Annotated in this window: 14 protein-coding genes, 1 tRNA gene, 2 pseudogenes and 1 riboswitch; of the genes and pseudogenes, 9 read left to right on the forward strand and 8 right to left on the reverse strand. The window is 61.5% G+C overall.

Translation table 11 applies throughout. From position 1 onward, the window contains the following. Nucleotides 1-41: 41 nt before the first annotated feature. Nucleotides 42-2723, reverse strand: a complete 2682-nt coding sequence (ppdK, locus tag EJ070_RS33720; RefSeq protein WP_126095192.1) for a pyruvate, phosphate dikinase — start codon at nt 2721-2723, stop codon at nt 42-44. Nucleotides 2724-2941: 218 nt separating this feature from the next. Between ppdK and EJ070_RS33725 the strand changes: the two genes are divergently transcribed. The 7 genes and pseudogenes from EJ070_RS33725 to EJ070_RS33750 form a co-directional block, all read left to right on the forward strand. Next, complete coding sequence (locus EJ070_RS33725) at nt 2942-3286, forward strand: VOC family protein (protein WP_126095193.1); 345 nt, start codon at nt 2942-2944, stop codon at nt 3284-3286. Between the two features lie 134 nt (nt 3287-3420). After that, nucleotides 3421-3495: transfer RNA gene (locus EJ070_RS33730), tRNA-Gln, on the forward strand. A gap of 255 nt (nt 3496-3750) precedes the next feature. Beyond that, nucleotides 3751-4092 carry a hypothetical protein gene (locus tag EJ070_RS33735; protein WP_126095194.1) on the forward strand — a complete coding sequence of 114 codons (342 nt, stop codon included), beginning with the start codon at nt 3751-3753 and terminating at the stop codon, nt 4090-4092. A 452-nt stretch (nt 4093-4544) separates the two neighbouring features. Further along, the gene (locus EJ070_RS33740) at nt 4545-5273 is read left to right on the forward strand and encodes a DUF6088 family protein (RefSeq protein ID WP_126095195.1); all 729 of its coding nucleotides are present in this window, start codon (nt 4545-4547) and stop codon (nt 5271-5273) included. Next, the gene (locus tag EJ070_RS33745) at nt 5254-6408 is read left to right on the forward strand and encodes a nucleotidyl transferase AbiEii/AbiGii toxin family protein (RefSeq protein ID WP_126095196.1); all 1155 of its coding nucleotides are present in this window, start codon (nt 5254-5256) and stop codon (nt 6406-6408) included. The genes EJ070_RS33740 and EJ070_RS33745 overlap by 20 nt, the downstream gene beginning before the upstream one ends. Before the next feature lie 304 nt (nt 6409-6712). Continuing rightward, the gene (locus EJ070_RS36560) at nt 6713-6853 is read left to right on the forward strand and encodes a hypothetical protein (protein WP_189350238.1); all 141 of its coding nucleotides are present in this window, start codon (nt 6713-6715) and stop codon (nt 6851-6853) included. A 485-nt stretch (nt 6854-7338) separates the two neighbouring features. Further along, a pseudogene (locus EJ070_RS33750) lies at nt 7339-8252 on the forward strand (EAL domain-containing protein); the annotation flags it as partial. On the opposite strand, the gene EJ070_RS33755 reads toward EJ070_RS33750, so the two are convergent. From EJ070_RS33755 to metH, 5 genes and pseudogenes are all read right to left on the reverse strand, one after another. Then, nucleotides 8253-9275, reverse strand: a complete 1023-nt coding sequence (locus EJ070_RS33755) for a fatty acid desaturase (protein WP_126095197.1) — start codon at nt 9273-9275, stop codon at nt 8253-8255. 87 nt (nt 9276-9362) lie between these two features. Then, nucleotides 9363-9542: pseudogene (locus EJ070_RS33760) on the reverse strand (hypothetical protein); the annotation flags it as partial. A gap of 26 nt (nt 9543-9568) precedes the next feature. Next, the gene (groL, locus tag EJ070_RS33765; RefSeq protein WP_126095198.1) at nt 9569-11191 is read right to left on the reverse strand and encodes a chaperonin GroEL; all 1623 of its coding nucleotides are present in this window, start codon (nt 11189-11191) and stop codon (nt 9569-9571) included. Between the two features lie 105 nt (nt 11192-11296). Then, entirely contained in the window at nt 11297-11614 is a 318-nt protein-coding gene (locus EJ070_RS33770) for a co-chaperone GroES (protein WP_126095199.1), read from the reverse strand. Beyond that, nucleotides 11613-11901, reverse strand: a riboswitch (cobalamin riboswitch). (Overlaps the previous gene by 2 nt.) A 74-nt stretch (nt 11902-11975) precedes the next feature. Further along, complete coding sequence (metH, locus tag EJ070_RS33775; protein ID WP_126095200.1) at nt 11976-15785, reverse strand: methionine synthase; 3810 nt, start codon at nt 15783-15785, stop codon at nt 11976-11978. Between the two features lie 444 nt (nt 15786-16229). Here metH and EJ070_RS33780 point away from each other — a divergent pair, with 444 nt between their 5' ends. Both EJ070_RS33780 and EJ070_RS33785 read left to right on the forward strand, forming a co-directional pair. After that, nucleotides 16230-16904: a protein-L-isoaspartate(D-aspartate) O-methyltransferase gene (locus tag EJ070_RS33780; protein ID WP_126095201.1), complete on the forward strand. Its 675-nt coding sequence runs from the start codon at nt 16230-16232 to the stop codon at nt 16902-16904. A gap of 100 nt (nt 16905-17004) precedes the next feature. After that, nucleotides 17005-17274 (forward strand): hypothetical protein, encoded by a 270-nt coding sequence (locus EJ070_RS33785; RefSeq protein WP_126095202.1) that lies wholly within the window; start codon nt 17005-17007, stop codon nt 17272-17274. Between the two features lie 410 nt (nt 17275-17684). Here the strand turns inward: EJ070_RS33785 and EJ070_RS33795 are convergent, their stop codons facing one another. Together EJ070_RS33795 and EJ070_RS33800 are read right to left on the reverse strand one after the other, a co-directional pair. After that, a complete protein-coding gene (locus EJ070_RS33795; RefSeq protein WP_126095203.1) occupies nt 17685-18506 on the reverse strand; it encodes a nucleotidyl transferase AbiEii/AbiGii toxin family protein in 822 nt (273 codons plus the stop codon). Next, nucleotides 18503-19303: a type IV toxin-antitoxin system AbiEi family antitoxin gene (locus tag EJ070_RS33800; protein WP_126095204.1), complete on the reverse strand. Its 801-nt coding sequence runs from the start codon at nt 19301-19303 to the stop codon at nt 18503-18505. Before EJ070_RS33800 ends, EJ070_RS33795 begins: the two co-directional genes overlap by 4 nt. Nucleotides 19304-19313: the final 10 nt, after the last annotated feature.

Here is a 19313-nt window from a genome sequence, read left to right on the forward strand (position 1 = left end):
GCGTGACTTTGCTTACAAAAGCGTAAGCTCGCGGCGGGCTCTCAGGCACGCGGTGCGGACTTCGCAATCTGCACGGCAGCTTGCGCTGCAGCCAGCCTGGCGATCGGCACGCGGTAGGGGGAGCATGACACATAGTCGAGGCCTACCTCTTCGCAAAAACGGATCGAGGCCGGATCACCGCCATGCTCGCCGCAGATGCCGAGCTTGATGTCCGACCGTGTCTGCCTGCCCTTCTTCGCAGCGATCCGCACGAGTTCTCCGACGCCTTCAACGTCCAGCGAAACGAAAGGATCCTGCTCGATGATACCTTTCTGCCGATAGGTTTCAAGGAAAGAGGCCGCATCGTCGCGCGAGATGCCGAAAGTGGTCTGGGTCAAGTCGTTGGTGCCGAAGGAGAAGAATTCGGCCGCCTCGGCGATGACATGGGCGCGGATCGCCGCGCGCGGCAGCTCGATCATCGTGCCCGTCAGGTATTCGATCTTGGTGCCGGTCTCCTGCATGACGCTTTGCGCGACCGCATCGACGCGCGCCTTGACGTATTCGAGCTCCTTCACCAGGCCAACCAGCGGCACCATGATTTCCGGCACCACCAGCGCGCCGGCCTTGCGGCCGGCCTCGACCGCCGCCTCGAAAATGGCGCGCGCCTGCATTTCGGCGATCTCCGGATAGGAGACGGCGAGCCGGCAGCCGCGATGGCCGAGCATCGGGTTGAATTCGTGCAGAGTCTCGGTGCGCTGCTTGAGTTTGTCGGCCGAAACGTTCATGGCCGCCGCGACCTCGGCGAGCTCGGCCTCGGTCTTGGGCAGGAACTCGTGCAGCGGCGGGTCGAGCAGACGGATCGTCACCGGCAGGCCGGCCATGATCTCGAACAGTTCGAGGAAATCCGAGCGCTGCATCGGCAGGAGCTTGTCGAGTGCCGAGCGCCGGTCCTTCTCGGTATCGGCCAGGATCATCTCGCGCATGGCGACGATGCGGTCGCCCTCGAAGAACATGTGCTCGGTGCGGCAAAGCCCTATGCCTTCGGCGCCGAAGGAGCGCGCCATGCGCGCGTCGAGCGGCGTTTCGGCGTTGGTGCGCACCTTCATGCGGCGCGCGGCGTCCGCCCAATCCATGATGGCGGCGAAATCGCCCGACAGTTCGGGCTGCAGCATGGCGACGGCGCCCTTCAGCACCTGGCCATTGCCACCATCGATGGTGATGATGTCGCCCTTGCGGAAGGTCTGGCCCATCGAGATCAGCGTGCCGGCCTTGTAGTCGACGCGCAGTGAGCCGGCGCCCGACACACAGGGCTTGCCCATGCCGCGCGCCACTACCGCAGCATGGCTGGTCATGCCGCCGCGCGTGGTGAGGATGCCTTCGGCGGCATGCATGCCGTGGATATCCTCTGGGCTGGTCTCGATGCGCACAAGAATCGCCTTGCGGCCTTGCAACTTGGCATCCTCGGCATCGCTGGACGAAAAGACGATCTCGCCGGTGGCTGCGCCCGGCGAGGCGGGCAGGCCCATGCCTATGACATCACGCGCGGCCTTCGGATCGATGGTCGGGTGCAGAAGCTGGTCGAGCGAAGCAGGATCGATGCGGGCGACCGCCTCCTCCTTGGTGATCAGCCCGTCCTTGGCCATCTCGACGGCGATCTTGAGCGCCGCCTTGGCGGTGCGCTTGCCCGAGCGGGTCTGCAGCATCCACAATTTGCCGCGCTCGATGGTGAATTCGAGGTCCTGCATATCGCGGTAGTGCTTCTCCAGCCGGTCGGAAATGTCGACGAAAGCCTGGAAAGCCTCCGGCATCAGCTTCTGCAGCGACGGCTTGTCTGAGCCGGCGGCGATGCGCGCCGCCTCGGTTATGTTCTGCGGCGTGCGGATGCCGGCCACCACGTCCTCGCCCTGGGCGTTGACGAGGAATTCGCCATAGAGGTGCTTTTCGCCGGTCGAAGGATTGCGGGTAAAGGCGACGCCGGTGGCCGAGGTGTCGCCCATATTGCCGAACACCATGGCCTGGACGTTCACCGCCGTGCCCCAGCTTTCCGGGATGTCGTGCAGGCGTCGGTAGGTGATGGCACGGTTGTTCATCCAGCTCGAGAACACGGCGCCGATCGCACCCCAGAGCTGTTCGCGCGGATCCTGCGGGAACGGCTTGCCGAGCTCCTCCTCGACCTTGGCCTTGTAGAGTGCGATCACACCCTGCCATTCGACGGCCGAAAGTCCAGTGTCGAGTTCATGGCCGAGGCTCGCTTTCTGGTCCTCGAGGATTTCCTCGAAAACCTCATGGTCGAGGCCCATGACGACGTCGGAATACATCTGGATGAAGCGGCGGTAGCTGTCATAGGCGAAGCGGGCATCGCCGGATTCAGTGGCTAAAGCCTCGACCGTCTCGTCGTTGAGACCGAGATTGAGCACGGTGTCCATCATGCCGGGCATCGACGCGCGGGCGCCGGAGCGCACTGAGACCAGAAGCAGCTTGGACGGATCGCCGAAACGGCGGCCGGTGAGCGCGCCGATATGGTCGAGCGCCGACAGGACATTGGCCTCGAGCGCGGCCGGATAGGTGCGACCATTGGCATAATAGGCGTTGCAGACTTCCGTGGTGATGGTGAAGCCCGGCGGCACCGGGAGGCCGAGGCTGCACATCTCGGCCAGATTGGCGCCCTTGCCGCCGAGAAGATTGCGGTCGCCGGCACGGCCTTCGGCGGCGCCGTCGCCGAAGGTGTAAACCCATTTGGTCATGCTCGCCCTCCAAGTCGTTGGAAGATAGACAACACCCGGACCACGGCCCGGTTCCCCGCCCTTCCGATCCGAGCGATAGGATGCTGCAGTGCGAAAGGCAAGGTGTCGGCAAAGCAAGCGCCGCCGCTACAATCGATTAAGCAAAAGCTGCGTCAAAAAGACTTGCTGCTATCCGCTCCACGATATAGAACACAACAAGAACGGAGTGGAGTAGCGTGATGAAACTCAACGGGAAACTCGACTATCTGGAATTGCCGGCGACCGGCGGCACGCTGGACAGCGTCAAGTCGTTCTACAGCGCGGCGTTTTCATGGTCGTTCACCGATTATGGGCCGACCTACTCCGCTTTTGCCGAGGGGCTCGACGGCGGCTTCCAGGCCGATGCCGGCGAAGCGACCGCCCGGCCGCTGCCTGTGCTCTATTCCGAAAACCTGGAAGATACGCTGGAGGCGGTCGAGAATGCCGGCGGCGCCATCGTCAAGCCGATCTTTTCCTTCCCCGGCGGCAGGCGGTTCCATTTCACCGATCCGGCAGGCAACGAGCTCGCCGTCTGGGGCGAATAGCCAACCCGAAGAACGCCGCGGCGGAGAAGCGACATTCTGACCCGTGGATCAGCCCGGTTCAGTTGCCATCATGGCATTGAGCTTTCTCCCGCCTCGTCCTATAAGGCCGCGCGCAGCGGGCACGGCCCGGCTGCTGGGGCGTCGCCAAGTGGTAAGGCATCGGTTTTTGGTACCGACATTCCCAGGTTCGAATCCTGGCGCCCCAGCCATCATTTGCTTATTTTTCAAGCCTTTGATTTCCAAGGGAAATCTTCCCGGCTGGGAATCCCTTCGAATTGGCCCCGCCACCGTTTGTGCCCAAAACTGAGGCACAAAGCTGATGCACGGTTCCGGCGCATCGGCTTGCGGAAATGGGCTATTTGCGATGGCGATCCGACATGAAATTCAGAACCTGACACGGCGCGAGAACGTCTATTACTGGCGGCCACGCGTCCCCACCACCTTTTCAGGAGGCGGCTGGCCATTTGTCACTCAGTCTGAACCAGTCCGATCGCGGCCGCGCGGCCTATATCGCGCGTAAGCTCAACACACTCCTGCATGACCTGAAATTGCGGTCCACTTCCCGAAATCGGGAGCGCGCGCTCATTGAAGTTTTCCGCGCCAAGGCGGACGTTCTTCTCGATGTCGAAGGGCGATATCCGTTCACCGACCGGAAATTGAGCGCTCTCACTAGAAAGGCCGAAACCCAAACAGCCGATCCGGCCACCGATCCTAGAACGGTCTCGCAAGCTGCCGATCCCGCGATCCCGATAAGACTAGCCGACAAATTGGCAGCGATCATCTCACGGACGTTCGAGAGAAAGTGACCTTGTTTTGAGGTGGCTTCCGATTCTAGTTTCGTCGTCCGCCGATCGTATGAGTTTCGTCGCCGACGGCTTGCGGCCTTGATGTTGTCGGCGATCCCTGAGGGAATAGAATTCCGATCCTTCTTCAGTAGGCGATCTAAGAAAGTCCTGTAGATGATGCCCATTGTTTTGAGGGGTTCGGCCATCGCCAACCTTGTCGGATGAAGCGTCCGCTTCGGGTCGATTCACGCCTTCGGTGCAAGAGCGCCTTCCGGAGTGTCTTAGTTCCGCGCTCCACAAATCCTGGACGATCGGCAGATTGTGCATGAGCGGACACCTCCGCTATACCCGCCGGTTCGCTTATCATCGTCGATACTGACCAAACTTTGAATGCAAATTTTGGTCAGTAACAGGCTTTGAGGTTGCTACTGACCAATTTTTATATATAATCTTCGGACAGCCGATGGTGACCGATGCCAGACCCCACGTCCGACACTCTCGATCGCATTCATGACAGAATCGCCAAGGCAGCGCCCTCGGGTGTGTGGTCACGCGCCGATTTTCTCGACATCGGAACGCCCAACGCCGTCGAGAAGGCGCTGCAAAGGCTGACCCTGCGCGGTGACATCCGCCGTCCCTATCGCGGTTTGTATGACAAGCCGGGCATCAGCAAGCTGACCGGCAAGATGGTATTTCCGCCGCGCGCCTCCTTCATCGACGCCATTGCCCGACGCGACAAGCTGCGCGTGCTGGTCGACGGCATGACCGCGGCGAACGACCTCGGCTTGACCACGGCCGTCCCGGCCCGCTCGACGATCTATGCCGACACCTACCCACGAACGATCGAGATCGAGGCCAGCGCCGGCGATCCGAACGCTGCACGGCCGGTCATCTATAAGCTCGACTTCAAGCGCGTTTCGGCCAAGACGGCGTTCTGGGCCGGCCGGCCGGCGATGCGCGTGATCCAGGCGCTGACGTGGTTTCGTGATGAGCGATCAAGCCTCGACGCGGCCGTGAACGGCATCGTCCGGCATCTGTCGCGCGATCCGAACCGCGAAGAGATCGTGCAGGACCTGCGCGACAACATTCATGCCGTCCCTGCATGGATGTATCCGCTGCTCGAGACGATCGCCCGAAAGCTCGCCGAAAGCGAGCCAGACCCGGATCGGGCGAAGGAGGACCATGCAACAGACGTTCATTGAAATCCTTCGCTCGAGCGTCGACGACCGTCGAGCGCTCTTCTCGACCGTTGCCGCGCATCTGGAAACACGAGCGGAGAACGTCGAGAAGGACCTCTATGTCTGCTGGGTGCTCGACTTTCTGTTCAACCGGCGCCCGAACGATCCGGTAGGTCTTTATTTCAAGGGCGGCACCAGCCTCAGCAAGGCATATGGACTCATTAGTCGGTTCTCCGAGGACATCGACATCGGAATCTACAAGGCCGACCTGAAGGTGCCGCTGGAAGCCGACATCGCTGCCCTCCCCTCCGTCAATCAGCAACAGCGCGCTCTCGCCGAGAAGGTTGACGAGGCAGCACGGCAATATATTTCTGGTCCCCTCAAGGAGCTGTTGGCCAAGGAGACCGCGGCCATCGAAGAAGCGGCCGGGCAGGATGGTTTCTCCCTCGCTTTCGGCTTCGATGCTTATCGAAACAAGGATGCGCTCGATATTCTCGTGGTCGGCTACAAGAGCGTGTTCGATTCCGGCAACGGATATGTTCAGGCCGCCGTCCGCATCGAAGGCGGCGCGCGTCCCGATCCCGAGCCGGCCGAGCTGTGCGAGATCGTGCCCTACATCGCTTCGGAAATGCCAGCCGGCGCGGACCTATCAGTGCCGAATGTAATGACGGTGAAGCCGGAACGGACCTTCTGGGAGAAGGTGCTGATCCTGCACGCAATGACCGAAATGACCGAGAAGCGAAGCGCGGGAGCGCAGCCCGATCGGCCGGTGCCGGATCTCAATCGTTATTCGCGGCACTACTACGACGTCCATCAGATCTGGACGCATCCCGACTACGGAGTGGCCACGGCGTCGATGCTCGATCTCGCCGAAGCCTGCCGGCAGCACAAGGAACTGATGTTTCGCGCACCCGATCATCGTTACGATCGTGCGGTGCCAGGAAGCTATCGTCTTGTCCCGACCGCCGACATGCGCGCCAAGCTCTCGGCCGACTACGAACGCATGTCGGCGATGATTTTCGGCACGCCGCCGGCGTTTGCCGACGTCATGACGAGCATCGAAGCGCTCGAGCATCACCTCAACGCGGCGCCGGCCGACGCACCTGACATCACCGGCAGCGCGGTGGAGATGGGAAAAGACCAGATGGGGTCGGACTGATAAGATCGTCCGATGGCGCAGATTTCGGAGAATGCGCCTCAATCGAGGCTGTTCTGGCCGCTCTTCCGGCCGGTGCAGACGAGGCAGCGCTTACGGCCGCGTTGACGAAGAAATTTCCGGGCTTCACTTTCACCGCGGCCAGTATCGACGACGCCTATTGGCGCGACGTGCGATCAGTGCTCGCCCCCGACGGCAGCCGAGTCGCTGAGTTGCGGCCCTGGATGACGGAAGCCCTCGCTCGCCGCGGCGGGGACGTAAAGGCGCTGTGGGTGGAACTGCGGGGCAGCGAGTTCCAGATTTCGGAATGGCATGGCAAAGCGCCTTCGCCTTTGTGCCGACAGGCGCAGGCGCCGCGGACTATGTACAGATCTCGCTTGGCCGCGAGATCGAATGGCGCGCCGGGCCGATCGTCGATCCGAACATCGCCGCCCTGGAGAGCGAATGATCTGCTCGATCCGGCATGGATCAAGCACGGCGAGACGACCGACGAGAAGATCGTAGCAGGCCCGCTCTGCCGATTGCTCGGCCGAGCCGGGAATGGCATCGTGCATGTCCGCAACTTTCTCACGCGGTGCGCCCGGATCGAACGCGACAGGCGCGAAGCGCGCCGGCCGGAGATGAAACGGCGCGTTTGGGTCGGCTCCGATGCTCCGATGGACAGACGCCGTTTCTTGAACTGCAGCCCAACTGGTTCGATTTCGTGCCGCGCGAGGTGCGCTTCTTTCAGGATTGGGAAGAATCGAGCGCCCGCACGGAGCGCGTCTATGACCACTGGGCGCTCGAAATCACTACGAGCATCGCGGCCAGCGGGAGATCGGATACATCACCCGGCCGCTACGGCCTGCCGAACAGCTTTCCGCCGGCAGCTCGTCCGTGCACATCCTCATGGATCGCATCGAGGCGATCAACCGTGAGGTTGGCCTCCCCTTCGCTAGAGCCGACGGCCGTGGTGTTTTCCGGATATTCGAGGCCGACATGGATCGCAAGCTGCGCGAACGCCGTGCCCTCGAACAAGACTTGCGGTCTGCGCTGGCAGGTGGCGAATTATTCCTGCACTACCAGCCGCAGGCGGGCATGTCCGGCGAAATCGTCGGCTTCGAGGCTCTGATCCGGTGGTCCCACAAGGACCGAGGGATGATCCCACCCGCCGAATTCATTGCGGTGGCCGAAGAGAGCGGACTGATCGTGCCTATCGGCGAATGGGTGCTGCGGGAGGCATGCCGCGAGGCGGCTTCGTGGGTGAAACTGGTCCAGGTGGCGTCAACCTGTCTCCAGTGCAGTTTCGCCAGGGCGATCTTCCTGACTTGGTGCACTCGGTTCTGCTTGAGACGGGGCTCGACCCAAAGCGGCTAGAGCTGGAAGTAACCGAGAGTGTGCTGTTCGACGACTTCTCGCGGGCAAGTTCGATCCTCAGGCGGCTGAAATCGCCCGGCGTGAAGATCGCCCTGGACGACTTCGGAACCGGCTACTCGTCGCTTTCCTATCTCCAGTCTTTCCCCTTCGACAAGATCAAGATCGACAAGTCCTTTGTCTGGATGATTCAGAAGAACCCGCAATCGGCCGCCATCATTCGTGCGATCGTCGGGCTGGGCCGAGGCCTATCAATGCATATCATTGCAGAGGGCGTCGAGACGTTGGAGCAGTTGACCTTCCTTAGCGAGGAAGGCTGCAATGCTCTGCAAGGATATTTGATCGGACGCCCCCATCCGATTGAGGCGTACGCAAATAGGTCGGCAGACCTGAAGCTATGGCGAGCAGCGCGCGTCCTCGCCGTAGACGGCGGTAGCCGCCGCACGGAGCCTGCAGCACAACACAAACAGAGCCCGCCTCCGCATAGACTGTGATCAGGCTGCGTCGTGGAATGAAACCAGCCTCCGGCGCCGGTCGTCCCAAAGCACGAGCCTGACGCATTTGAGGCTGTCCCAGAGGGTGATACGTCCAATGCAGGCAAGTTGCGGATGGTCGCGCAGCACTTCCGGCAAGCGGTAGTAGGGAATCCGGCTGGACAGATGATGGACGTGATGGATGCCGATGTTGCCGGTGAGCCACCGCAGCACCGGCGGAAGATCGTAGTGCGAGGCGCCATGCAGCGCCGCTTGGGGAAACCGCCAATCCTCGCCCCCCGACCAATGCGTCTCCTCGAATTGGTGCTGTACATAGAAGAGCCAAACGCCAGCCGCACCTGCCAGCAGTGCGACCGGCAGGTGGATTAGGAGAAAGGTAGCCAAACCGACGGTCCATACCATCAAGGCAGACAGCGTGACGATCGCAATATTCGTCAGCATGGTCGAAATCCAAGGCAGCGCACCCGAGCTCATCATCCCAAACGGTAGGCGCTGCTTGAATAGGAATAGCCAAGCTGGCCCGATCCCGAACATCACAAGCGGGTGCCGGTACAGCCGGTAACCGACCCGCTTTATCGGCGAAAGGGCACGGTATTCGGCAATCGTCAGCGTGGTGATGTCACCGACTCCGCGTTCGTCGAGATTGCCTGCAGTCGCATGATGGGCGGCGTGAGCGCGCCTCCAATAGTCATATGGGGTCAGAGTCAGGACCCCAAGCAGGCGGCCGGTCCAGTCATCGAGTCCGCGACGGGCGAAGAACGAGCCGTGGCCGCAATCGTGCTGGATCATGAACAGCCTAAGCAGGAAGCCGCTGGCAGGAAGGATCGCGATCAGCCCGGGCCAGAAGCTGTTGGTCAGCGAAAGACAAGCAGCCGCCCAGAAGATGGCGAAAGGGACAAGAGTGATGAACAGTTCGAAGGCGCTACGCCCTAGACGCGGCTGTCGGTATTTCGCCAGCTTCTTCAACCACGCTCCGGCATTGTCTTCAACAAGTGAAGCGGGTGGATAGACATGTGCGCTCATTATAACCAGTCCGTTTTTTTCGCCACCCTGCGATCATCTGCTAGGGCAATGGCCGCGCCCGTGGGATTGGGCGCAGGTGTTGAAGTATTAGGCCTGACGGGCCTTGCGGGGCGCCTCGTCGGCCACGACGCGCGAGACCCGATTGCCCATTTCTGTCTGACGGGCTCCGGCTTCCGCCCTTACCTCAGCCTTGGCAGCCGCAGCTTCCGCCAAAACCCGCTCATTGTCGGCGACCTTCAGCGCTTCGCGCTCGGCGCGATGGGCATCGCAGCGCGTTCCCGGCAGGGAGTCGGTCAATTGCCCATGCCACCGCCGGGGGATGGCGCGGCATCCTTGGCTGGAACGTCGGTGATCATGGCCTCGGCGGTGATCAACAGGGCGGCGATCGAACCGGCGTCCTGGAGTGCGGTCCGCACCACCTTTGCCGGGTCGACGATGCCAGCCTTGATCATATCGACATAAATCTCGTTCTGGGCGTCGAAGCCCTGATTGTAGTCCTTGCCCTTGGAGAGCTTGCCGACGACGATCGAACCTTCGACGCCTGCATTTTCTGCGATCTGGCGGACCGGCGCCTCAAGCGCCCTCAGCACGATCGAGATACCCGCCGTCACATCGGCATTGGCGCCATTCAAGCCGGCAAGCGCCGATCTGGCGCGCAAGAGCGCCACGCCACCGCCTGCAACGATGCCTTCTTCCACAGCGGCACGCGTAGCATTCAGCGCGTCGTCGATGCGATCCTTCTTTTCCTTGACTTCGGACTCGGTGGCGCCGCCGACGCGAATGACTGCAACGCCGCCGGCGAGCTTCGCCAGTCGCTCCTGCAGCTTTTCCTTGTCGTAGTCGGAAGTGGTTTCCTCGATCTGACTTTTGATCTGCTGTATGCGCGCCTGAATGGTCGCCTTGGTGCCGGCGCCGTCTATGATCGTGGTCGTGTCCTTCTCGATCAGCACGCGCTTGGCGCGGCCGAGCATGTCAATGGCAATGTTCTCCAGTTTGATGCCGAGATCCTCGGAAATCATCTGGCCGGCGGTGAGCACGGCGATGTCTTCCAGCATCGCCTTGCGGCGATCGCCGAAGCCAGGCGCCTTGACGGCCGCGACCTTGAGGCCGCCGCGCAGCTTGTTGACGACGAGCGTCGCCAGCGCCTCGCCCTCGACATCCTCGGCGATGATCAACAATGGCTTGCCACTTTGCACCACGGCTTCGAGGATCGGCAGCAGCGTTTGCAGATTGCCGAGCTTCTTTTCATGGATGAGGACGTAGGCGTCCTCCAGCTCGGCGCGCATCTTCTCGGCATTGGTGACGAAATAGGGCGAGAGATAGCCGCGGTCGAACTGCATGCCTTCGACGACGTCGAGTTCGGTCTCGGCGGTCTTTGCTTCCTCGACGGTGATGACGCCGTCGTTGCCGACCTTGTCCATCGCCTTGGCGATCATGTCGCCGACGGTGGCATCGCCATTGGCGGCGATGGTGCCGACCTGCGCGATCTCACCGGCCGATTTGACCTTCTTGGACCGCGCCTGGACTTCCTTGACCACCGCGGTAACGGCCTGGTCGATGCCACGCTTCAGGTCCATCGGGTTCATGCCGGCGGCGACGAGCTTGGCGCCTTCGCGCAGGATCGATGCGGCCAGCACCGTGGCGGTGGTTGTGCCGTCACCGGCAAGGTCGTTGGTCTTCGAGGCCACTTCGCGCACCATTTGCGCGCCCATGTTCTCGAACTTGTCGGCAAGCTCGATTTCCTTGGCGACGGCGACGCCGTCCTTGGTGATGCGTGGCGCGCCATAGGCCTTGTCGATGACGACATTGCGGCCCTTGGGGCCTAGTGTCACCTTGACGGCGCTGTTGAGAAGCTCGACGCCGCGCAGCATGCGGTCGCGGGCATCGGTGGAGAATTTGATTTCCTTGGGGGGCATGATTTTTCCAGTTCGGTTGGGACGGCAAGACGCCGACGGCGTCGCCCGGAGACTCAGAATCGGGAGCGTCCTATGCGCGTCCGGTGAATACGCGCGGCGCGCACGTCAGGCTGCCCTCTTGGCAGCCACGGTCTTGTTGAAGATGATGCCCATGATGTCGGCTTTCTTCATGATCAGAAGGTCATCGCCGTCGATCTTGACCTCGGTGCCCGAGCATTTGCCGAACAGGATCAGGTGGCCCGCCTTGACCTTGAGCTCGACCAGCGCGCCGTCTTCGTCGCGTGCGCCCTGGCCGACGGCGATGACTTCGCCTTCCTGCGGCTTTTCCTTGGCATTGTCGGGAACAATGATGCGGCCCTTGGATTTGGTGTCACTTTCCGCGCGCCTGATGACGACGCGGTCTTGGAGTGGCCGGAATTTCATGGAAGCTTCTTTCTGAGGCCGGCATAGCGGCCACGCCCATATATATAGCCCGGTTGGCACTCGTTAGATAGAAGTGCCAAACTTAATTCTCGAGCGCCCCAAAATAGTGGAAATCGAGATAGGGGTAATCAAAAACAGTTCCGCCATCTCGGCAGCTTCCCAGGCCTTGGCCCAGTGGTCCTTGTGGAGACGAAAAGCGCCGCTGCCGTAGCGGGGGCAGCGCCGGCACCGACTTCCCAATTATCCCATCCGCGAGACGAACGTGCACCTTAAGCACCCTGATCAAATCATCGATCGCCCAAACCGGTCCACAGGAATGCGAGATCGGTCAGGGGCAAGGACGACTGGCGGTAATAGGGACTTACTCCGCCGCTTCGGCGTAGCGCGCCGGCACATAGTTGAGGATCGGCCCAAGCCAGCGCTCGACCTCCGCCAGCGGCATGGCCTTGCGCCGCGCATAGTCCTCGACCTGATCGCGCTCGACCTTAGCGACGCCGAAATAATAGCTTTCGGGATGCGACAGGTAGATGCCGGAGACGGAGGAGCCGGGCCACATGGCGAAGCTTTCGGTCAGGCTGACGGCCGCATTGCGTTCGCCGTCGAGCAGACGAAACAGCGTCGCCTTTTCCGTATGGTCGGGTTGCGCCGGATAGCCAGGTGCCGGGCGGATGCCGCGATAGGGTTCGCCGATCAGGTCGTCCGGGGCCAGGTTCTCATCGGGCGCGTAACCCCAGAACTCCTTGCGCACCTTCTCGTGCATGCGCTCTGCGAAGGCTTCGGCGAAACGGTCGGCCAGCGCCTTGACCATGATCGAGGAATAGTCGTCGTTGGCCCGCACGAAGCGCTCGGCGATCGTCACTTCCTCGATGCCCGCGGTGACTATGAAGCCGCCCACATAGTCGGCCTTGCCGCTGTCCACAGGCGCCACGAAATCCGACAATGCGACATTGGCCTTGCCGTCGTGCTTGGCCAGCTGCTGGCGCAGCGTGAAGAATGTCGCCAGTTCGTGCGAGCGGGCCTCATCCGTGAACAGTCTGATATCGTCGCCGGCGGTATTGGCCGGCCAGAAGCCGATCACGCCCTTGGGCGCAAACCATTTTTCCGCGATGATCTTCGCCAGCATCGCCTGGGCGTCCTCGAAGAGCTGGCGTGCCGCCGGCCCCTGGTCCTCGTCGTCGAGGATTTTGGGATAGCGGCCCTTCAACTCCCAGGTTTGGAAGAATGGCGTCCAGTCGATATAGCGGGCAAGCTCGGCCAGATCCCAGCCTTCGAAGACCTTTAGGCCAAGGAAGGACGGTTTTGGCGGCTCGTAGCCCGTCCAGTCGACCTTGTGGGCATTGGCCCGCGCCCTGGCGAGCGGCAGCCGCTGCTTGTCGGCTTCGCTGCGCGCATGCGCGTCGGCAACCTTCTTGTACTCCGCGCGAACGTTCTCGACATAGCCGGCCTTGGCCTCGTTCGACAGCAGTGCCGACACCACGCCGACGGCGCGGCTGGCGTCGGCGACATACACCGTCTGGCCTTTCGCATAGCGCGGATGGATCTTGACCGCCGTATGCACGCGGCTGGTCGTCGCACCGCCGATCAGCAGCGGAATGTCGAAGCCTTCACGTTCCATCTCGGCCGCCATATGCGCCATCTCGTCGAGCGAGGGCGTGATCAGGCCGGACAGGCCGATGACGTCGACCTTTAGCTCACGCGCCGTCTGCAGGATCTTCGCCGCAGGCACCATGACGCCAAGATCGATGATCTCATAATTGTTGCAGGCAAGGACCACGCCGACGATGTTCTTGCCGATGTCGTGGACATCGCCCTTTACCGTCGCCATCAGGATCTTGCCGGCGGTCTGGCGCTCGCCATTGTCGATCCCGCTGGCGGCGTTCGCCAGCTTCTCCGCCTCCATGTGCGGCAGCAGGCCGGCCACCGCCTGCTTCATCACGCGGGCCGACTTCACCACTTGCGGCAGGAACATCTTGCCGGCGCCGAACAGGTCGCCGACGACATTCATGCCCGCCATCAGCGGGCCTTCGATGACATGCAGCGGCCGCTCGGCGGCGCGCCGCGCGTCGTCCGTGTCCGCGTCGATGAATTCGGTGATGCCATTGACCAGCGCGTGCGAAATGCGCTGCTCGACCGGCCAGTCGCGCCAGGCGAGAACGCGTTCCTGCGCCTCCTTGCCCGCCGTGCCCTTGAAGCGTCCGGCGAGTTCCAGCATGCGCTCGGTCGCCGTGCCGCCGCCCTTTGGCTCACGGTTGTTGACAACATCCTCGCAGGCTTCGCGCAGTTCCGGGTCGATGGTGTCGTAGACGGCAAGCTGCCCGGCATTGACGATGCCCATGTCCATGCCCGCCTGGATGGCGTGGTAGAGGAACACGGCATGCATGGCCTCGCGCACCGGTTCGTTGCCGCGGAACGAAAAGGAGAGGTTCGACACGCCGCCCGAAATATGGACATGAGGAAGCGTCGCGGTGATCTCGCGCGCAGCGTCGATGAAATCGACACCGTAATTGTTGTGTTCATCGATGCCGGTGGCGATGGCGAACACGTTCGGATCGAAGACGATATCCTCGGGCGGGAAGCCTGCCTGTTCAGTCAGGAGCTTGTAGGCGCGGGTGCAGATCTCGACCTTGCGCGCCCTGGTGTCGGCCTGGCCGTCCTCGTCGAAGGCCATGACGACCACCGCAGCGCCATAGGCGCGCACCAGCCTGGCATGATGCAGGAACGCTTTCTCGCCTTCCTTCATGGAGATGGAGTTGACCAGCGGCTTGCCCTGGACGCATTTGAGGCCGGCCTCGATGACTTCCCACTTGGAACTGTCGATCATCACGGGAACGCGGGCAATGTCCGGCTCGGCCGCGATCAGGTTGAGATATTCGACCATCGCCTTCTTCGAATCGATCAGGCCCTCGTCCATGTTGATGTCGATGATCTGGGCGCCGTTGGCGACCTGGTCGCGCGCGACATCGAGCGCGGCGACATAGTCGCCCGCCGTGATCAGCTTCCTGAACCTGGCGGAGCCCGTGACATTGGTGCGCTCGCCGACATTGACGAACGGAATCTCGTCGGTCAGCGTGAACGGCTCGAGGCCCGACAGGCGCATCTTCGGCTCGATCTTCGGGATGGCGCGCGGCGGATATTTCTTAACCGCCGCCGCGATGGCGCGGATATGGTCCGGCGTCGAGCCGCAGCAGCCGCCGACGACATTGACCAATCCGTCGCGCGCAAAACCCTCGATCTGTTCAGCCATGAATTCCGGGCTCTCGTCATACCGGCCGAATTCATTAGGCAGGCCGGCATTCGGATAGGCGCAGACAAAGGTGCCGGCTACGCCCGAAAGCTCATCCAGATGCGCGCGCATGGCGTTGGCGCCGAGCGCGCAATTGAGGCCGATCGTGAACGGGCTGGCGTGACGGACCGAATGCCAGAACGCCGTCGGCGTCTGGCCGGAGAGCGTGCGGCCGGACAGGTCGGTGATCGTGCCGGAGATCATGACCGGCAGATGAATGCCCTTTTCGACAAAGATCTCGTTGCAGGCGAAGATCGCCGCCTTGGCGTTCAGCGTGTCGAAGATGGTCTCGATCAGGATGATGTCGGCGCCGCCATCGAGCAGCCCGCGCAGCTGCTCGCCATAGGCATAGCGCAATTTGTCGAAAGTCACGGCGCGGTAACCGGGATTGTTGACATCCGGCGACATCGAGGCGGTGCGGTTGGTCGGCCCGAGAGCGCCGGCGACAAACCGCCGCTTGCCGTCTTCCTGTTGTGCCCGGATCAAAGCACGGCGGACAAGCCGAGCGCCGTCGCGATTGAGGTCGTAGACGGCATTCTCCATGCCGTAATCGGCCTGCGCTATGGAGGTTGATGAGAAGGTGTTGGTCTCGATGATGTCCGCGCCGGCAATAGCGTACTGATAATGAATGTCCTCGATCGCCTTGGGCTGGCTCAGGATCAAAAGATCGTTGTTGCCCTTCTGGTGACAGGCGCAACCGACGAACCTGTCGCCGCGGAAATGGTCCTCGTCGAAACCAAGACCCTGGATCTGGGTGCCCATGGCACCGTCAAGGATCAGGATGCGTTCGCGCGCAGTAGCTTGAAGCGTAGCCAGGATTTCCGACCCGTCTCGCTTCTCGCCGGCCGGACCAAACAGATCGTCCAGTGAGAACGGACTTTGCGACATTCTTTGTCCTTGTAGCGACTGTTCAGCCAGTAGTCACATAAAGATATCTTTATGTCAACGTGCCTTTGGCGAGGCAATCCGTTACCGCTAAAGCTTCCCGGAGTTAGATGCGGGTAAGACGCAGCGCCGCAACGCGATTGCATCGAGCTCGTCAGTCAAGGCGAGGTCAGAGGGTAAGGGCGAGCATTGAACTCTGCCTCGCGTCCCTCCACTGGATTGGTCAGCACGGCAAAGATATGTCTGCTCATCGGGATATCCCTTCCGTTCGGCAGCGGCCTTATTTTAGCAATATCTGGAGAAACGGCCAGCCAAAGGACGTCCCGCCAGCGCGCGTTTCCTCTCGAAATGGGCAATGCCCAGCGCATCGGCCTTGTCGGTTACTGTGACGAGACGAACAGGATATAAGCTATTTGGCAGCAGCTGGTCGAGGAAAGCCTCACCGTCATGAAACCCATGAACGAAGAGCATCTTGCGGTCCTACGCAGGCACATGGTCGAGATGATTGCAATCCATGCCGATCTTGCAAGCGAAGAACTCGGCAAGGCAACGCTCGATGAGCGGGTGATGGCATCGATGCGGCGGGTCCCGCGACATCTCTTCGTGCCAGCTGCAGTCGCGCCTTATGCCTATCAGGACATGCCGCTGCCGATCGGCTTCGATAAGACCGTGTCGCAGCCCTTCATTGTCGCTCTGATGACCGATCTCCTTGCTCCCCAACCACACGAAACGGTGCTCGAGATCGGGACCGGCCTGGGCTATCAATCCGCGATCCTCGCGGAACTCGCCGGACAAGTTTGGAGCGTCGAAATCATCGAGGAATTTGCAAGCCATGCCGAGGCTCTGCTGCAGGGCCTTGGCTTCTCGAATGTCGCCATTCGTGTCGGAGACGGGTCTCGCGGCTGGCCCGAGCACGCCCCATTCGACAAGATCCTGGTTAGCGTGGCGGCTGAGCGGACGCCGCCGGCATTGCTCAATCAGCTCAAGCCAGGGGGACGCCTTGTTCTGCCTTTGGCGTCTGAAGAAGTTCAGTTTCTGACTATCATCGACAAGGATGCTGCTGGGCAACTCGAGACTCGGAAACTCATCCCGGTTCGGTTCAGCCGGCTTGAAACCATCTAACGAGGTGCGCACAACTGGCGCGACTTCGCCTTTCCGACCGTCAGCCGGGTGCCGGCAGCTCCGCACTCTTCTCGCAGCAAGTCGGGTGGCTCTGGGAATTGTGATCCGACTGCGCCGGCGCCAAAAGGAATCGGCGGCAGCTATGGCGGCGGCCGCCGCTGAAAGAAAGTCATCCAGCCAGTCCAAGGTTTGGCACTCCTTCGACTACGGGGCTTTGTGTGAAATGAAGCTAGGAAGGAACATCAAGCTTACCCCTGAAGATGAGGAATTTATCAAGCATCTCTATATCGAACCGGACCTCGCCAATTATTCTGAGCTTCAGTTCATGCCAAGGTTTATTTTGGTGATAGTTTACAATGACGCCGATTGAAGGATAATAAAAGGAGTGATCGTAGGCTAAGAGCTATCTAGATCGCTGGTATACTTCCTAGCTGATTCGGTGATCTCTTCATTTGACAGCGGTCGCAAATTCTTCGCTGTTGAATTCAACGCGGATGGCGAAAATACGATGCCGACGCGCATTATACGATCGAACATTTCGACGATATTAACTACATCATCAAGCTGCCTAGCGAGGCGAACGAACGCAACGCCTAAGTGGATTTCACTGCGATGACGCTGCCAGCCAAGCGCGGCCGCCACTGGAACAAGGCCGTGCAAGCTTGCCTAGCCGCCCTGGCCGGCGATTTCTCGCCCGATGACGTGCGCATCGCTATTCGAGGCTGCCGCAAGGGAAGAAGGTATGTTGCTCGATTGACTGAAGCTAGCCTTGGTGTGCTCTCAGTCTTCCGCCACACCTTTCCACGCATCGCCCGGCAAACGGCGGATGAGAGCGACGTTGACCGCTTCTGCCGCTGTTTCGAGATTCCAGGAATAGCCGGGAGCCAGAAGCGGACCGATATCCGCCGTGAACAACGGATCGGACAATTTCTGGTGCATGTTCTGTTCGAAGAGAGCGCGAGTCACGTTGTGTCCGCCGTGATCCATATAGGTCGTAAAGGCGTCGATGATCCGGTCGGAGTCGATGCCGTCCTGTTTGAGCGTGACAGCGAGGTCGAACAGGTCACGCCCCTTCTTGCGCTGATAGAGCGCCCGTAGCTTCGTGCCGAGAAGCTCGTCGAGCGCGTAGGTCGGGACATTGCATGCACCTTCGTACCAGCGCGACGATACACCGAACGGCTGACGGATAAAGCCGTGAACGGCGAAATGCTCCCGCGAATTGATTTCGACTTTGAGCCGCATGTTGATCGGCGGCGTATCTTCGGAGCCGAACCGATAGACGAAGGTCAGGCGACCCTCCGTCTGTTTCCAGCGGGGGGCGCCGAGCCAGGGATCGAGCGCCGACCGTAAGGCGTCCATTACGGCTCCGGCGGACTCCGCGCGCATCTGCACGAGGTCGATATCCTCGGAATAGCGGGCGGCTGGCTTGAGATAGAGCTTGTAGAGCGCCGTCCCGCCACGAAATGCCAGGGCGTCGGCCAGCACCGGGTTGGAGAATATCTCCACCAGCGCTCGGCTGATGACGAGGTCTTGCTCGACCTGGATGTCCTGAACCCACGGCGCCTGCGCGCGCCATTCAGTGATGTAGTCGCGCGGGATCATAGCTCGGACTCCACAGTGACATTGATGGAAAGCCGCCAGCCGTCATCACGAACGGCGTCTTGTTGCGAGGCGGCCGGCAATAGGACAGCCGTGCTGCGCGCGTGCTTGCGCACATAGGCTTTGAGCGGTCCCGTCCGGTCGTCCGCACCGGCCTGATCCATCAGGTAGCCAAGCCTCTGCGCCCACGGCACGGGAGCGGTTTCGGCCGCGGCAACCAGTTTTTCGGGATCGATGCTGTCGACGAGTTCTCCCAGGATCGTCGCGACCTGGTCGAAGCCGCCGACATGGTCGTGATAGCCGACGAGGTCGATCGCCGTGGCCTCGGGGGTTGAGACAAGGACAGTCCCGCGCGGCGTGTTGAAGCTCTGGGTGGCCACAGACGCGATTTTTTTGCGAACGACGAATCCCACGCGTACCACGCCGCAAACGATAGGACGGCGCGCCCTGGCCACCATCACCTGAAATTCCTGGGGCCGATGATGGGCCGCGCCGTGGAACTGGGCGGCGGACAGCAAGCCCGCATAGTAGGGCTGGCCTAGCCGTTCCATCAGGGCCGGAATGAACTGCTCGGCGGGCAGGCTGCCGAGAGACTGGTACTCCGGGGGCACTATGACGTAAAAACCTCGTGCCGGGGATGCGATCAGGCCCTGTTTACTCAAGCGATGCAGGGCCAGCTTCGTCGCAGCCGCCGAGACGCCAAGCGCGTCCTGGGCGTCGGACGAGTTGAAGTGATAGCGCCCGCTGGCGGCGGAGCGGGAAATGAAGTCACGGGCGTGCAGGCGGGATGCTGATTTCATGTGCGCAAAG

Origin of the sequence: Mesorhizobium sp. M1E.F.Ca.ET.045.02.1.1 (genome assembly GCF_003952485.1) — a bacterium.
Taxonomy (GTDB): domain Bacteria; phylum Pseudomonadota; class Alphaproteobacteria; order Rhizobiales; family Rhizobiaceae; genus Mesorhizobium.

Bases quoted from the DNA above. Each gene is read 5' to 3' on its own strand.
- EJ070_RS33740 (WP_126095195.1), top strand. From the start codon at position 4,545: ATGCCAGACCCCACGTCCGACACTCTCGATCGCATTCATGACAGAATC.
- metH (WP_126095200.1), bottom strand. From the start codon at position 15,785: ATGTCGCAAAGTCCGTTCTCACTGGACGATCTGTTTGGTCCGGCCGGC.
- EJ070_RS33780 (WP_126095201.1), top strand. From the start codon at position 16,230: ATGAAACCCATGAACGAAGAGCATCTTGCGGTCCTACGCAGGCACATG.
- EJ070_RS33770 (WP_126095199.1), bottom strand. From the start codon at position 11,614: ATGAAATTCCGGCCACTCCAAGACCGCGTCGTCATCAGGCGCGCGGAA.
- EJ070_RS36560 (WP_189350238.1), top strand. From the start codon at position 6,713: ATGGCATGGCAAAGCGCCTTCGCCTTTGTGCCGACAGGCGCAGGCGCC.
- groL (WP_126095198.1), bottom strand. From the start codon at position 11,191: ATGCCCCCCAAGGAAATCAAATTCTCCACCGATGCCCGCGACCGCATG.
- EJ070_RS33795 (WP_126095203.1), bottom strand. From the start codon at position 18,506: ATGATCCCGCGCGACTACATCACTGAATGGCGCGCGCAGGCGCCGTGG.
- EJ070_RS33745 (WP_126095196.1), top strand. From the start codon at position 5,254: ATGCAACAGACGTTCATTGAAATCCTTCGCTCGAGCGTCGACGACCGT.
- EJ070_RS33800 (WP_126095204.1), bottom strand. From the start codon at position 19,303: ATGAAATCAGCATCCCGCCTGCACGCCCGTGACTTCATTTCCCGCTCC.
- EJ070_RS33755 (WP_126095197.1), bottom strand. From the start codon at position 9,275: ATGAGCGCACATGTCTATCCACCCGCTTCACTTGTTGAAGACAATGCC.
- ppdK (WP_126095192.1), bottom strand. From the start codon at position 2,723: ATGACCAAATGGGTTTACACCTTCGGCGACGGCGCCGCCGAAGGCCGT.
- EJ070_RS33725 (WP_126095193.1), top strand. From the start codon at position 2,942: ATGAAACTCAACGGGAAACTCGACTATCTGGAATTGCCGGCGACCGGC.